This is a genomic window from Geothrix campi (assembly GCF_024609265.1).
Classification (GTDB): domain Bacteria; phylum Acidobacteriota; class Holophagae; order Holophagales; family Holophagaceae; genus Geothrix; species Geothrix campi.
In genome coordinates this window covers 1,310,399-1,324,864 of record NZ_JANHMP010000001.1, presented here as the reverse complement: position 1 = coordinate 1,324,864, position 14,466 = coordinate 1,310,399, and the positions used below count along the sequence as shown (strand labels likewise).

The window sequence follows — 14,466 nt, the reverse complement described above, 5'->3', positions numbered from 1 at the left end:
GACTTGCTAGAAGAGGCTCTTCCCGTCCATGGCGGCGGGCTGGGGCAGGCCGAACAGCTTCAGGAGGGTGGGCGCCACGTCGCTGAGGGCGCCGCCGCTGCGGAGCTGGCGGCCTTCGAAGCCCTGGGCCACGAGGACCGCGGGGACGGGATTCAGGGTGTGCGAGGTGTGCGGGTTGCCGCCCTCGTCGCGCATGCACTCGCAGTTGCCGTGGTCGGCGGTGATGAAGAGGGCGCCGCCCATGGCGAGGGTGGCCTCCATGATGCGTCCCACCGCGGCATCAATGGCTTCGCAGGCCGTGACGGCGGCAGCCAGGTCGCCGGTATGGCCGATCATGTCGGGGTTGGCCAGGTTGCAGACCAGCAGGCGGTAGCCGCCGGAGCGGATGGCGGTCTCCAGGCCCTGGCTCACGTCCGCGAGGCTCATCTCGGGTTGGAGGTCGTAGGTGGCCACCTTGGGAGAAGGCACCAGGCGGCGTTCCTCGCCTTCGAAAGGCGCTTCCCGCCCGCCATTGAAAAAGTAGGTGACGTGGGCGTACTTCTCCGTCTCGGCGGTACGGAACTGCCGCCAGCCCTGCCCGCTGATGAGCTCGCCCAGGATGTGCTCCAGGCTCTGGGGCGGGTAGGCCACGGAGACGTAGGGTTCCAGTTCGATGTCGTAGGCGGTGAAGGTGACCAGTTTCACGGCGGGCCGGTGTTTCGGAACGAAGCCGTGGAACGCGGGATGCACCAGGGCATGGCACATCTGCCGGGCCCGATCGGCGCGGAAGTTGAACCACAGCACGCCGTCGCCATCCGCGATGGGATGGAAGGCCGCGAGCCTGGTGGGGGCCACGAACTCGTCGGTTTCGCCCCGGGCATAGGCGGCCGCGATGGCCGCCAGGGCGTCGGGGGCCAGCTGGGGGGCCTCGCCATCCACGTAGAGCTTCCAGGCTTGTTCCGTGCGCTCCCAGCGCTTGTCGCGATCCATGGCGGTGTAGCGGCCGCACACCGAACCGAGGGTCACCAGCGGTGTGTTGCGCAGCTGGAACGTGAGCCACTGGAGGTAGCCGTCGGCGCTCTTCTGGCCCGTGTCGCGGCCGTCCGTGATGGCGTGGATGGTCGTGGGCACACCTTCCGCCTGGGCCCACTGGGCCAGGGCCACCAAGTGGGTCTGATGGCTGTGCACCCCGCCATCGCTCACCAGCCCCATCAGATGCAGGCGCTTGCCCGAGGCCTTGAGGCTGGCCAGCAGGGCGCCCATGGCGGCGTTTTCACGGAAGGTCCCCCGACGGATGGCGGCATCAATGCGGGTGAGCTCCTGCCAGACCACGCGCCCGGCCCCGAGGTTCATGTGGCCCACTTCCGAATTGCCGAACTGGCCGTCCGGCAGGCCCACGGCTTCGCCGCTGGTGAGCAGCTGGGTCGTGGCGTAGGTCTTCCGCAGCTCGTTGAAGCGCGGCATGGCCGCCACGAAGGTGGCGTCGAAGGCGTTCCGCGGGCCGTCACCGAAGCCGTCGAGGATGAGGAGCGTGATGGGGCCGGGGATCATGGGGGAGGTCATCGCTTCTTCGTGTCCCGGAGCCGGGTTTTCAGCCCCTTGGGGAGGTCCTCCTCGGTGACGAACCCGATGGGGCGTTCTTTCGGCGCACCTTCAATCTCCTCTCCCTGCAGGAGCTTCAGGATCATCTCCAGCTTCTGCTCCATGGCCGCCACACGGAGGGACAGCTCCGCATGGGAGGTGAGCACGTGACGGGCCTCGGCGAAGGCTGGGAGAAGGGTCAGCAGGGCCGGCTCATGGCCTGGGATCAGGCCCGTCAAGAGGGCCGCCCCGGCCTCGGTGAAGGCCATCACGGGGGCATCGGGGGTGTTCTGGCGCTCCTCGGCGGTCAGGTGGAAGACCAGGGCCTCGGGGAACCGGTCGGCATGGGCGGTCACCAGGGCGGCGAGGGCCTTGGCCTCCAGCCCCAGCTGGTCCGCCAGGGCCTGGTCGGGAAGGGCCGCGGCATCACGGATCCAGAGCAGGCGGGACAGGATTTCGACGGGGGCGGCCATGGTTGTCTCTTATTTCTTCGGGCGGAAGCCAATGGGCTTCTTGGCTGGGAGTGGGGGTTCCATCAGATCCCGGATCGCCTCGAAGACGACTCGGAACCGGCCATCATACTTGCGCTCCAGGGATTCCAGCTTCCGGGCAAGATCCGCGTGGGATGCAAGCATGGTCCGGAGCTGCGTGAAGGCCCTCATGATGGAGATGTTGACCTGGATGGCGCGTTCGCTGTTGAGCACGCTGGAGAGCATGGCCACACCCAGTTCGGTGAAGGCGTAAGGTGCAGTGCGCCTACCACCCCAGGAACTCGAGATCACAGATTGTGATTTCAAGTCCGCCCACTCGTCATCGCTGAGCTGGAACATGAAATCGGTGGGAAACCGCTGAGCATTCCTCTTGACCGCCTGGATGAGGACCCGAGTTTCCACACCGTAAAGGACGGCGAGATCGGCATCCAGCAGCACCCGCTCCTTCCGGAAAAGGTGGATGGAATGGAGGATGCGCTCCGCCGGAAGGGCGCTCACGGCACCTGCTCCCCGTGGGGATGGGACAGCAGGTAGAGGACGGCCATGCGGACCGGGACGCCGTTCGTCACCTGGTCGAGGATCAGGTTGTTGGGGCCGTCGGCCACGTCGCTGGTGATCTCCAGGCCGCGGTTGATGGGGCCGGGGTGCAGCACCACCACGTCCTTCTTGGCCCGCTTCATGCGCGCGGGGTTGAGCTGGAAGAACCGGCTGTACTCGCCCTGGCCGGGGATGTAGGCGCCGGTGCCGCGCTCGAACTGGGCCCGGAGCATCATGATGGCGTCCTGCTCGGGAATCACGGCGTCGAAGTCGTGGTTGATCGCGATGCCCGGCCAGGTGGCTTTCATCTCCTGGGGCACCAGCGTGGGCGGACCCACCAGGGTGACCTTGGCGCCCATGCGGGTGAGCAGCCAGAGGTTGGAGCGCACCACGCGGCTGTTGCGGATGTCGCCCACGATGGCCACGCGCAGGCCCTCCAGGCTGCCGAAGTGCTTGCGGAGGGTGTAGGCGTCCAGCAGGGCCTGGGTGGGGTGCTCGTGAGCGCCATCGCCCGCGTTCACGATGCTGGCCTTCATGTGCCGGGCCAGCAGGGCGTGCGCCCCGGGAGCGCTGTGGCGCATGACGATGAGATCCGGGTGCATGGCCTCCAGGTTCATGGCGGTGTCGATGAGGGTCTCGCCCTTGTTGAGGCTGCTGGTGTCGGCATCGAAGTTGATGATCTCCGCCGACAGCCGCTTCTCGGCGATCTCGAAGCTGTTGCGGGTGCGGGTGCTGTTCTCGAAGAACAGGTTCACCACCAGCTTCTTCCGCAGCGCGGGGACGATCTTGATGCTGGGGCGCTCGCAGACCTCCTCGAAGGCCCGGGCCTGGTCGAGGATGGCGGTGATGTCCTGCGGGCTGAGGGGCTCGATGCCCAGCAGGTGCTTGTGGGGGAAGACGTAGCGCTCGGACGTCATCAGCAGGCCTCCACGGTCACGCCGTCTTCACCATCGATTTCCTTCAGCCGCACCGCCACCCGGTGGCCCGGGGGCACCTCCACCCGCAGGCCAGCGAGATCGGCCTGGATGGGCAGCTCCCGGCCACTGCGGTCCGCCAGGACCAGGAGCATCACCCGCCGGGGGCGGCCATGGTCCAGCAGGGCGTCCAGGGCGGCGCGGACCGTGCGGCCCGTGTAGAGCACATCATCCACCAGCACCACCGTGCGCTCCTTCAGGGTGAAGGGGATCTCCGTGGGGCGGACGATGGGGCTACCCACCATCTCGGTGAGGTCGTCCCGGTAGAGGGTGATGTCCAGGGCGCCCACGGGGACCTGGGCCCGGGTGCGGTTGCGAAGCAGGGTGGCCAGCCGTTCGGCCAGGGGCAGGCCCCGGGAGCGGATGCCCAGGAGGACGACCTCCTCCTCGGGTCGGAGACGGGCCACCAGATCAGCGGCCAGGCGCTGGAGGGTGACTTCCATTTGACCGGGGTCCATGGGGCAGGGGCCTTGGGCGTCGGGCATGGAACCTCCGGAGTGCGCCCCCGCGGGGCGCGCGCACGGTCTCAAGTCTAGCCGAGGCCGGCCCCGGGTCGGGGACCCCCCGGGCGCCAGATTTGAAGCCGTTCCCAATCCGCCGCGGTGAGGCGACAATTCGTAAGCATTCCCGTCTTGCCCCTCGCCGGGGTGGCATCGCTGCTCCGGAGATCCAGCCATCCCTTCCAGGAGACCCCGTGAAGATCCTCGTGGTGGACGATTCCCCGACGATGCGGCGCATCATCATCGGCAATCTCGTCCGCATGGGCCATACCGACGTGGTGGAGGGGGAGAACGGGCGATCCGGGCTGGATAAACTCGGCCAGGGTGGGGTGGACCTCATCATCACTGACTGGGACATGCCGGAGATGGACGGGCTCACCTTCGTCCGGACGGTGCGGGGCCAGGATCCGACGCTCCCCATCCTCATGGTGACCACCCATGCCGCCAAGGAGGACATCCTGCAGGCGCTCGAGGCCGGGGTGAACACCTACGTGGTGAAACCGTTCACCCAGGAGTCCCTCAAGGCCAAGATCGACTCCCTGGTCGGGTAGGCTCCTGGAGCCAGCGGGAGCGACGGACCCTGGAGCCACACCGCCGCTCCGGGCACAATAAGGGTTTGCCCCTGGAGTCCCTGTGACCAGCCAACCCTTCACCGAAGTCCGATTCCTCGCCGGCCAGGTCGGCGAGACCGTCCGGCTGCGGGGCTGGGTCCGCAATGCCCGCACCAGCAAGACCCGGTTCATCGAGCTTCGCGATGGTTCCGGCTTCGTGCAGTGCGTGGTGGGTGCCGCCGAGGCCGATCCCGAGAGCTACGAGCTCGCCGGGAAGCTCACCCAGGAGGCTGCCATTACGGTGACGGGCGTCGTCCAGCAGCACCCCAAGACCGGCCAGCCCGAGCTGCTGGTGAAGTCCCTGGAACTCATCGGCGGCAGCACGGACTTCCCCATCACCCCCAAGGAGCATGGCACCGAGTTCCTCATGGAGAACCGCCACCTCTGGCTGCGCAGCAAGCGCCAGTGGGCCATCCTCCGCATCCGCCACACCCTGGTGAAGGGTATCCGCGACTTCTTCGACGGTGACGGGTTCACCCTCCTGGATGCACCGATCCTCACGCCCAGCGCCTGCGAGGGCACCAGCACGCTGTTCGGCACCGAGTACTTCCACGAGGGCACGGCCTTTCTCAGCCAGTCCGGCCAGCTCTACCAGGAGCCCGGCATCGCGGCCTTCGGCAAGGTCTACTGCTTCGGCCCCACCTTCCGCGCAGAGAAGAGCAAGACCCGACGCCACCTCACAGAGTTCTGGATGGTGGAGCCCGAAGTGGCCTTCGCCCACCTGGACGATGTGATGGCCCTGGGCGAGCGCATGACCAAGTTCCTGATCCAGCGCGTGCTGGAGACCCGCCAGGAGGAGCTGAAGATCCTGGAACGCGACCTCGTGCCCCTGGAAACGGCCCTCAACACCACCTTCGACCGCATGACCTACACTGAGGCCGTGGACAAGCTGAAGACCCTGGGCAGCGACATCAACTGGGGCGAGGACTTCGGCAACGACGACGAGACCATGCTCATGAACGCCACGGACAAGCCGCTGTGGGTGCATCGGTTCCCGAAAGCCTTCAAGGCCTTCTACATGGAGCCCGATCCCCAGGACCCCCGGCTGGCCCTGGGCGCCGACCTGCTGGCTCCCGAAGGCTACGGCGAGGTCATCGGTGGTGGCGAGCGCGCCTCCAGCCTCCAGTACCTCCTCGATCAGATCGAGCACGAGGGCCTGAGCCGCGCCGACTACGAGTGGTACCTGGACGTCCGCAAGTACGGCAGCGTCCCCCACGCCGGCTTCGGCATGGGCCTCGAACGCGCCGTGGCGTGGATCTGCAAGCTGCCGCACGTGAGAGAGACCATTCCGTACCCCCGCATGATGGGGACGCTCAGGCCATAGCACTGGTCACGACACCGCGCTCGCTGCGCGACCGCGGGCGGCAGCCTCCGCAGGGCTGCGCCCTGCTCCGACTCGGGCCGGCGGGGCCCCGCGCCGCGGGCTGCCGATGCAGCCCGCTCTGCGACCCGCTTCGTCCCTCGCCGCACGTGAGAGAGACCATTCCGTACCCTCGCATGATGGGGACGCTCAGGCCGTAGCACTCGGCCACGAATCCGCTCCCGCTACGCGATCGCGGGCGGCAGCCTCCGCAGGGCTGCGCCCTGCTCCGACTCGGGCCGGCGGGGCCCCGCGCCGCGGGCTGCCGATGCAGCCCGCTCTGCGACCCGCTTCGTCCCTCGCCGAATGTGAGAGAGAGCATCCCGTATCCCCGCATGATGGGGACGTTGCGGCCGTAGAAAAGACCTCCACGAAGGACACGAATGGGAAAAACCAAGGACACCAAGAGGCAACCTTGGTGCCCTTAGATTCTTTCTTCGTGTCCTTTGTGGAGATCATTTCCAGAGTGGAACTACAACTGCATCACCACCCCAGGCAGCTTCTGGATCGCCTCCCGCAGCGGCGTCTCGGCCTGGCCGTGGGGCAGGGTGACCCAGAAGGTGTAGCTGATGAAGGACCCCTTGCAGTTGGCCGAGTGCTGCTCGTCGCCTTCGGCCTGGGGGCCCAGGTGGGCCAGGATCAGTTCCATGACCATGTCGGGGCGCAGTTCCTCCTGGCGTCCGATGATCTTCATGGGGACGCGGGTGGGGTAGGTGATTTCGGGGCGGCGGCAGGCTTCCATGCCTTCCATTCTACCGTTTGCTAGGCTGGAGGGTCGGTCGCTGGTGAGAGGCGGATCCTTTCCCCCGATCCCGACCGCCTGGAGACCCGCCAATGCTGGATCGTCTGAAGGATCTGGAATCCCAGTCCCGGAAACTGGATCCCGGCACGGAGGAACGGGCCGCGCTGTGGCAGGCCTCCCGTGAATACGGCGAAGCCTTCCTCCAGGCACTTCCGGAGACCCCGGCCTTCGTGCTGAAGGATCGGCCTGGGGCGGGGCTGGCGGATTTCCCCATCCCCGAGGCGGGGCGGTCCTTCCCGCAGGTGCTGGGCGCCCTGGCCGAACACGTGGATGGCGTGGGGGCCAACGGGGCCTCGGGGCGGCACCTGGCCTTCATCCCACCTTCCTCGCTGTTCGCGGGGGCCCTGGGGGATCTGCTGGCGGCCCTCACCAATCGCTATGCGGCCTACTTCTTCGCCGGGCCCGGCGCCGTGCGCATGGAGAACCAGGTGATTGCCTGGCTGGCCCGGGAGATGGGCCTGCCCGAAGGCAGCTCGGGCAACCTGGCCGCGGGGGGCAGCATGGCCCACCTGGTGGGGATCTGCACGGCCCGGGAGGCCGCGGGCCTCAAGGCGGCGGACTACGCCAAGGCCTGCGTGTACCTATCGGATCAGGCCCACCACTGCATCGTGAAGGCCCTCCGTGTGGCGGGCATGGGCGAGGCGCAGGTGCGGGAGATCCCCACGGACGCCGACTTCCGCTTGCGTCCCGAGGCCCTGGAGGCCGCCATCCTGGCAGACCGCCGCGCCGGGCTCCGCCCCTGGCTGCTGGTGCCCACGGCCGGCACCACCAACACCGGGGCGGTGGATCCCCTGGAGGCCTGCGCCGATCTGGCCACGCGCCACGGCCTGTGGCTGCACACGGATGGGGCCTATGGAGCCTCCTTCGCCCTGACGGAGCCCGGGAAGGCCACGCTCCGGGGCCTGGATCGCAGCGACAGCCTGGTGCTCGATCCGCACAAGGGGCTGTTCGCCCCCCTGGGCCTGGGCGCCGTGCTGGTGCGCCACCTCGATCCCCTGCGGAAGGCCCACGCCTTCCAGGCCGACTACCTGCCCTCGCCGCCCGAGGACCTGGAGGAGCTGAGTCCCTCCGAAACCACCCTGGAATTCAGCAAGCACGCCCGCGCTTTGCGCCTTTGGCTCCCGCTGCAGCTCCACGGCGTGGCAGCGTTCCGGGCGGCCCTGGAGGAGAAACTCCTCCTGGCCCGGTACGCCTACGACCGGATCCGGCAGATGCCGGGTGTGGATCCGGGGCCGGCGCCCCAGCTCAGCGTCCTCGCCTTCCGGTTCCTGCCGCCCACGGGGAACGCGGATGCCTTCAACCAGGCCCTGCTGCAGCGCCTCACGGCCGAGGGCCGCATTTTCCTGAGCGGCACCAAGCTGAACGGCGCCTTCCACCTGCGCCTGGCCATCCTCGCGGCGCGGACACACAAGGATGAAGTGGATGACGCCCTGGATCGTCTCCAGGCAGCGGCCAAGCAGCTGGCCTCACGCCACGCCTTCCTGTTTTCTCTCGACGCGTAGCGTCGAGAGCCGGGGGCTACGCGACCTCGATCTCCCGCAGATCCTTCCCCGGCTTGAAGCGGATGCTCTTGCCCTTGGGGATCTGGACGCTGGCGCCGGTCTTGATGTTCCGGCCCATGCCACGCTTGCGGGGCCGTGGCTCGAAGACGCCGAAGCCGCGGATCTCGATGCGGTGGCCGTTCAGGAGGGCGTCCTTGAGGCGTTCAGTGAGGAGGTCCACCACCTGGAGGGCGGTGGCGCGGGAGCACGGGTGCACTTTCATCAACGAATTGGCGATGTCGATCTTGATCATCTGCGACCTCGGGCCGTGGGAGTGGGAGAGCCAGGATAAGGGGAAGAGTGCCTAGCGTGCCAGGGTGATTTTCACGTCGGTGGATGGGGGCATGGCCATGGGCATCCCGGGGGCGGGGGCCTGGACCTGGGGAGGCGGCGGGGCACCGCCGGCTTCCCGGCCCCCGCCCTGGGCGATGGACATGCCGCGTTCCATGTTGGCCCGGGCCATGTCGGAGGTGCCCATGACGCCTTCGAGCCGCAGCTTGAACTCGCCCACGTTGGTGGCGCGGAGCAGGGCCTCCTCTTCGGTGATGAGACCCTGTTTGAGCAGGAAGTAGAGGCTCTGGTCGAAGGTCTGCATGCCGTACTGGGCGGTGCCCGCGGAGATGACGTCCTTCAGCATCTTGGTCTTGTCCTTGTCCTCGATGCAGGTGCGCACGGTCTCCGTGGCCACCATGACCTCCACCGCGGGCACGCGGCCCTGGCCGTCGGCCCGGGGCACGAGACGCTGGGAGATGATGCCCTTGAGCACGGCCGCCAGCTGGAGGCGGATCTGCTTCTGGTGGTGGGGCGGGAACATGGAAATGATGCGGTTGATGGTCTCGGTGGCGTCCAGGGTGTGGAGGGTGCTGAAGACCATGTGGCCGGTCTCGGCGGCGTGGAGGGCCGTTTCGATGGTCTCGAGGTCGCGCATCTCACCGACCAGGATCACATCGGGATCCTGGCGGAGGGCGGCGCGGAGGGCGGCGGCGAAGGTCTTGCAATCGGCCTCGACCTCACGCTGGTTGATGATGCTCTGGTTGTCCCGGTGCAGGTACTCGATGGGATCCTCGATGGTGAGGATGTGCTCGGACCGGGTGGCGTTGATGAGATCGATCATCGCGGCCAGGGTGGTGGACTTGCCGGAGCCGGTGGTGCCCGTCACGAGCACGAGGCCGCGTTGCTCCTGGCAGATGTTCTTCAGCACCTTGGGAAGCATCAGGTCATCGATGGTGTAGATCTTCCGGGGGATCACGCGCAGCACCAGGCCCACGGTGCCGCGCTGGTTGAAGATGTTGCAGCGGAAGCGGCCCAGGCTGGGCACGGAATAGGCGATGTCGAGGTCGAGGTTCTCCTTGAACTTCGCCTTCTGCTTGTCGCTGGCCATGATGGCGTAGGCCATGGCGATGGTGTCCTCCTGCACCAGCCGCTTGAACTGCGTCATGGGGGTGAGTTTTCCCTTGATGCGGGCGATGGGGTGGTTGCCGACCTTGAGGTGGAGGTCGCTGGCGCCCTGCTCGCAGACCACGGTGAGCAGTTCGTTGATATGCATGGGGTTCCCCCGGTGAGAGTGGGCTTATCTTAGACCCCTGGCGCGACAATGGAAGGGGTTGCAATCAATGCTCGGAAATCGGCCCAGCATCTGGTAAAATCGAAGGTTCTGCCTGGCTTGTGCCCGGGCTGCCCGGGAGCAAGATGACCCCCCTCGAGAAGATCCGCAATATCGCCATCATCGCCCACGTCGACCATGGCAAGACCACCCTCGTAGATGCCCTGTTCAAGGGTGCCCACATGTTCCGGGACAACCAGCGGGTCCAGGAACGGGCCATGGACAGCAACGACCAGGAACGCGAGCGCGGCATCACCATCCTGGCCAAGACGACCTCCCTGCACTGGGGCGGCTACCGCTTCAACATCGTGGACACCCCTGGCCACGCCGACTTCGGTGGCGAAGTCGAACGCGTGCTCTCCATGGTGGATTCCGTGCTGCTGGTGGTCGACGCCTTCGACGGCCCCATGCCCCAGACCAAGTTCGTGACCCGCAAGGCCCTGGCCCTGGGCCTGCGGCCCATCGTGGTCATCAACAAGGTGGATCGCCCCGGCGCCCGCCCCGTCTGGTCCCAGGACCAGGTCTTCGACCTGCTCATCGAGCTGGGCGCCACCGAGGAGCAGCTGGACTTCCCCTGCGTCTTCGCCAGCGCCAAGCTGGGCTACGCCATGCTGGACATGAACGATTCCAGCGACAGCCTTGATCCCCTCTTCGACACCATCGTGAAGCACTGCCCCCACCCCACGGGCAGCCCCGAGGCGCCGCTCCAGATGCTCATCACCCTCATGGAGTGGAGCGACTTCGTGGGGCAGATCGGCATTGGCCGCATCGTGAACGGCCGTCTCCGGGTGGGTGAGGTCGTGGCCCTGGTGAAGCGGGATGGCAGCATCCAGCAGCACAAGGTCACCCAGCTCTACGGCTTCGAGGGCCTGTCCCGCATCCAGCAGACCGAGGCCAGCGCCGGCGAGATCGTGGCTCTGGCCGGCATCACGGACATCCGCGTGGGCGAGACGATCGCCGACGTCACCGATCCGAAGGCGCTGGAATACGTGGACATCGACGAGCCCACCATCACCATGATGTTCATGGTGAACGCCGGGCCCTTCGCCGGCCAGGACGGCAAGTTCATCCAGAGCCGCCGCATCCGCGAGCGTCTCCAGAAGGAGCTGCAGCACAACGTGGCCCTGCGCGTGGAGGATACGGACAGCCCCGATTCCTTCAAGGTGAGCGGCCGCGGCGAACTGCACCTTTCCGTGCTCATCGAGACCATGCGGCGAGAAGGCTTCGAGCTCTGTGTCAGTCGTCCTGAGGTGATCCTCCACACGGACCCCGTGACCGGCGAGAAGCTCGAACCCTATGAGGATGTGACCATCGACATCCCAGAGGCCTACATGGGCGTGACCATGGAGCACATGGGCAACCGCAAGGCCGAGATGCAGGACATGGGGAACGAGGGCGGGCGTCTGCGCCTGCACTTCAAGATCCCCAGCCGCGGCCTCATCGGCTTCCGCAATGAGTTCATGACCGACACCCGCGGCGAGGGCCTCATCCACAGCCTCTTCAGCCACTACGGCCCGCACAAGGGCGAGCTGGTCGGCCGGAAGAACGGAGTGCTCATCAGCATGGACCAGTGCGAGGCCGTGGGCTTCGCCCTCATGAACCTGGAGGAACGCGGCGTCATCTTCATCCAGCCCGGGACCAAGTGCTACGAGGGCATGATCGTGGGCGAGCACGCCCGCGAGAACGATCTTGTGGTGAACGTGGCCAAGGCCAAGAAGCTGTCCAACATGCGCTCGAGCGGCAGTGACGAGGCCACCCGCATCACCCCGCCCCGGGAACACACCCTGGAGCAGGCCCTGGAATACATCGAGTCCGACGAGCTGGTGGAAGTGACCCCCAACTTCATCCGCATGCGCAAGCGGGTGCTGGACACCAGCGAACGCAAGAAATCCGAAAAGCGGGTCGAGGTCTAGCCTAGCCTGATCTCATGCCCACGCCCTACCACGCCCCGCCCCGCGCCAGCTTCTGGCAGAAGCTCGGCCCTGGCGGGGCGGCTTCATTGGGACTGGCTCTCGTCACGGGGCTGCTGCTGGTGCCCGTGTGGTTCCGGCTGCGGCGCGTGGTGGAGGGCGCGGCGGGTGACCCGCTGGAGCCGGCGGACGCTATCCTGGTACTGGGGCGACGCCTGCAGGACGACACCCTTACGCCCGTCTACGAGGCGCGGCTGGCTCATGCCGAAGGGCTGTGGCGGCAGGGGCTCGCGCCCCGCATCCTCGTGGCTGGTGGCACCACGGGTCGCGCCGCCCGCAGCGAGGCCGAGGCCGGGCGGGATTGGCTGCTGGCGCGGGGTGTTCCCGGGGCGGCCATCCTGCTGGAGGATCGGAGCCAGCACACCCTGGAGAACCTCTTCAACGTGCGAAGCCACCTGCGCGCTGAAGGCTGGCGCACCCTGCTGCTGATCTCCGATCCCCTGCACCTGGCCCGGGCCCGGGCCACGGCCCTGGGCCTGGGCCTGGACGTGCGCTGCAGCCCCGCGCCCAGCTGCCCCCCACTGCCTGGAAGCCTGGCCTGGTGGCGGCGAGCCGTCTTCGAAGCATTCTTCCTGCACTGGTACCACACGGGCCTGTTCTACAGCCGTCTGATCCGCAGCGAACGGCAGCTCGAACGTGTGACATGAATCCTGGTTGCCGTCTGAAATACCATGTAGATACAGACATCAAGTCTTAAAAAATAGATCATATTGGACTCGAATCGGCGTAGCCTCATGGGCCTCACTCACGGAGGAGCCTATGGATACGCGAATCCTGCTTTGCCTCTCCCTCGGTGCCACCCTGATGGCCGGCGAGCCGCCGGTTCCGAGCTGGCCCAAGGTCCTGCGCATCGGCGTGGAGGACGTGAAACCCGGCCGGGAGGCCGCCCACCAGAAGAACGAGTTCGCCTGGTCCAAGGCTTTTGTCCAGGCGAAGAGCCCCTACCACTACCTGGGCCTGGTGCCGATGGCCGGCCCGAACCAGGCTACGTGGGTATGGTTCTACGATTCCCTGGCGGGCCTGGAGGCGCATCAGACCTACCTGGAGGAGCATCCCGCCCTCAAGGCCCAGGTCGAGGCGCTGGCCGCCAAGGATGCCGAGTACATCACGAACTACAGCAGCGTGGCTTATGTGCTGCGCGCGGATCTCAGCCGCGAGATCGGGAACATGGCTCCCCGTTTCTACTGGACCTCCACGATCCTGGTGAAGCCGGGCCATGACGCCGAGTTCGCGGCCGGGGCGAAGAAATACGCCGAACTCTACGAGAAGGCGGGCCTGAAGCCCCGGTGGGGCGTGTACCAGGCCGTGGCCGGGACCGTCAATCCCACTTTCCTCTGGGTGGTGCCGCTGCACAGCCTGGCCGACGCGGATGCGACCATGGCCGATGACGAGAAGATGGCCAAATCCGCTGGTCCCGAGGAGCTCAAGGGCCTTTCGAAGTTCATCGCCGACTGCTTCCTGCGGGAGGACGCCCAGCTGCTGGCGGTGGATCCGAAGATGAGCTACCCGGATGCCGGCGAAATCGCCGGGGACCCCGAGTTCTGGAAAGTCTGGACGGCTAAGCCCGCTCCCAAGGCGGCTCCCGCGAAGTAGGTGCCGGGAATTGGGCCGGAGGGCGCTGCGAATGCGGCGCCCTCCGCTGCGCCTGCCAGAATGAAGGCATGACCGGCCACCTGATCCTCGTCCCCACGCCCATCGGCAATCTCGGCGACCTCACCGACCGCGCCAAGGAGGCCCTGGCCGGGGCCGACCTGGTGGCCTGCGAGGACACGCGCCGCACAGGCGGCCTGCTCAAGCACCTGGGGATCGACAAGCCCCTGCTGCGCTTCGACGACCACGCCGGCGCCGCGGCCTACGAACGGATCGGGCTGGAACTGGCCTCGGGCCGCACCGTGGCCTACTGCAGCGACGCGGGCATGCCCGGCATCAACGACCCCGGCTTCGAGATCGCCCGGGCCGCCCGGGTCGCCGGGGCCAAGGTCACCGTGCTGCCGGGGGCCTCCGCCGTGTTGCTGGCGGTGGTGGCCTCGGGCCTCCCCAGCCATGCCTTCAGCTTCTGGGGCTACCTCCCCAACCGCAGCGAGCCGCGGCGCACCCTGCTGAAGAAGCTGGGCGCCGAGGAGGAGACGGTGGTCGTCTTCGAGACGCCCCACCGCATCCACGAGACCTTGGCGGACCTGGAGACCCTGCTGCCGGACCGCGAGATCGCTCTGGGCCGGGAGCTGACCAAGCTGCACGAGACCTGGTACCGCGGCACGCCCACCCAGGTCAAGGAACAGCTGGGTCGGGAGGACCGCGGCGAGATGGTGCTGGTGCTGGCGGGGGCGGGGGCCAAGAGGCTGGTCACCGAATCCACCGCCGCGCTGGAAGGGGGCACGCTGCCAGACTGGGCCAAGGCCTACCTCGCCGCTGCCCGGGAAGGCGGCATGACCCTCCGCGAAGCCGTGAAGCCCCTCGCCAAGCACCTGGGTGTGTCCGCGTCCGAGCTCTACCGCCTGGCCACCGAGGTCTGACGGC

15 protein-coding genes are annotated in these 14,466 nt (G+C 67.3%); 7 read left to right on the top strand and 8 right to left on the bottom strand.

The window, feature by feature from the left end:
* Nucleotides 1-6: 6 nt before the first annotated feature.
* The 5 genes from gpmI to pyrR are packed head-to-tail and all read right to left on the bottom strand — an operon-like array spanning nucleotide 7 to nucleotide 4,047.
* A complete protein-coding gene (gene gpmI / locus NOV65_RS06065; RefSeq protein WP_425250840.1) occupies nucleotides 7-1,530 on the bottom strand; it encodes a 2,3-bisphosphoglycerate-independent phosphoglycerate mutase in 1,524 nt (507 codons plus the stop codon).
* Between the two features lie 8 nt (nucleotides 1,531-1,538).
* Complete coding sequence (locus tag NOV65_RS06060) at nucleotides 1,539-2,033, bottom strand: ORF6N domain-containing protein (protein WP_257305127.1); 495 nt, start codon at nucleotides 2,031-2,033, stop codon at nucleotides 1,539-1,541.
* A 9-nt stretch (nucleotides 2,034-2,042) separates the two neighbouring features.
* Nucleotides 2,043-2,549, bottom strand: a complete 507-nt coding sequence (locus tag NOV65_RS06055; protein WP_257305126.1) for an ORF6N domain-containing protein — start codon at nucleotides 2,547-2,549, stop codon at nucleotides 2,043-2,045.
* Entirely contained in the window at nucleotides 2,546-3,505 is a 960-nt protein-coding gene (locus tag NOV65_RS06050) for an aspartate carbamoyltransferase catalytic subunit (protein WP_257305125.1), read from the bottom strand. Before NOV65_RS06050 ends, NOV65_RS06055 begins: the two co-directional genes overlap by 4 nt.
* On the bottom strand, nucleotides 3,505-4,047 hold the full coding sequence (gene pyrR, locus NOV65_RS06045) for a bifunctional pyr operon transcriptional regulator/uracil phosphoribosyltransferase PyrR (RefSeq protein ID WP_257305123.1): 543 nt from the start codon (nucleotides 4,045-4,047) through the stop codon (nucleotides 3,505-3,507). The genes NOV65_RS06050 and pyrR overlap by 1 nt, the downstream gene beginning before the upstream one ends.
* A 209-nt stretch (nucleotides 4,048-4,256) precedes the next feature.
* Here pyrR and NOV65_RS06040 point away from each other — a divergent pair, with 209 nt between their 5' ends.
* Both NOV65_RS06040 and asnS read left to right on the top strand, forming a co-directional pair.
* On the top strand, nucleotides 4,257-4,613 hold the full coding sequence (locus tag NOV65_RS06040; protein WP_257305122.1) for a response regulator: 357 nt from the start codon (nucleotides 4,257-4,259) through the stop codon (nucleotides 4,611-4,613).
* An 82-nt stretch (nucleotides 4,614-4,695) separates the two neighbouring features.
* Entirely contained in the window at nucleotides 4,696-5,997 is a 1,302-nt protein-coding gene (asnS, locus tag NOV65_RS06035; protein WP_257305121.1) for an asparagine--tRNA ligase, read from the top strand.
* Nucleotides 5,998-6,505: 508 nt separating this feature from the next.
* Here the strand turns inward: asnS and NOV65_RS06030 are convergent.
* Complete coding sequence (locus NOV65_RS06030) at nucleotides 6,506-6,775, bottom strand: DUF493 family protein (protein ID WP_257305120.1); 270 nt, start codon at nucleotides 6,773-6,775, stop codon at nucleotides 6,506-6,508.
* Nucleotides 6,776-6,867: 92 nt separating this feature from the next.
* On the opposite strand from NOV65_RS06030, the gene NOV65_RS06025 reads away from it, so the two are divergent.
* Nucleotides 6,868-8,337 carry a pyridoxal phosphate-dependent decarboxylase family protein gene (locus NOV65_RS06025; RefSeq protein ID WP_257305119.1) on the top strand — a complete coding sequence of 490 codons (1,470 nt, stop codon included), beginning with the start codon at nucleotides 6,868-6,870 and terminating at the stop codon, nucleotides 8,335-8,337.
* Between the two features lie 16 nt (nucleotides 8,338-8,353).
* Here NOV65_RS06025 and NOV65_RS06020 read toward each other — a convergent pair whose 3' ends face one another.
* Both NOV65_RS06020 and NOV65_RS06015 read right to left on the bottom strand, forming a co-directional pair.
* Nucleotides 8,354-8,629: an HU family DNA-binding protein gene (locus tag NOV65_RS06020; RefSeq protein ID WP_257305117.1), complete on the bottom strand. Its 276-nt coding sequence runs from the start codon at nucleotides 8,627-8,629 to the stop codon at nucleotides 8,354-8,356.
* 51 nt (nucleotides 8,630-8,680) lie between these two features.
* Nucleotides 8,681-9,922: a type IV pilus twitching motility protein PilT gene (locus NOV65_RS06015; RefSeq protein ID WP_257305115.1), complete on the bottom strand. Its 1,242-nt coding sequence runs from the start codon at nucleotides 9,920-9,922 to the stop codon at nucleotides 8,681-8,683.
* A gap of 143 nt (nucleotides 9,923-10,065) precedes the next feature.
* Here NOV65_RS06015 and typA point away from each other — a divergent pair, with 143 nt between their 5' ends.
* From typA to rsmI, 4 genes are all read left to right on the top strand, one after another.
* On the top strand, nucleotides 10,066-11,892 hold the full coding sequence (typA, locus tag NOV65_RS06010) for a translational GTPase TypA (RefSeq protein ID WP_257305113.1): 1,827 nt from the start codon (nucleotides 10,066-10,068) through the stop codon (nucleotides 11,890-11,892).
* 14 nt (nucleotides 11,893-11,906) lie between these two features.
* A complete protein-coding gene (locus NOV65_RS06005) occupies nucleotides 11,907-12,596 on the top strand; it encodes a YdcF family protein (RefSeq protein ID WP_257305112.1) in 690 nt (229 codons plus the stop codon).
* Between the two features lie 112 nt (nucleotides 12,597-12,708).
* The gene (locus NOV65_RS06000) at nucleotides 12,709-13,542 is read left to right on the top strand and encodes a hypothetical protein (protein ID WP_257305111.1); all 834 of its coding nucleotides are present in this window, start codon (nucleotides 12,709-12,711) and stop codon (nucleotides 13,540-13,542) included.
* Nucleotides 13,543-13,610: 68 nt separating this feature from the next.
* On the top strand, nucleotides 13,611-14,462 hold the full coding sequence (gene rsmI / locus NOV65_RS05995) for a 16S rRNA (cytidine(1402)-2'-O)-methyltransferase (protein ID WP_257305108.1): 852 nt from the start codon (nucleotides 13,611-13,613) through the stop codon (nucleotides 14,460-14,462).
* Nucleotides 14,463-14,466: the final 4 nt, after the last annotated feature.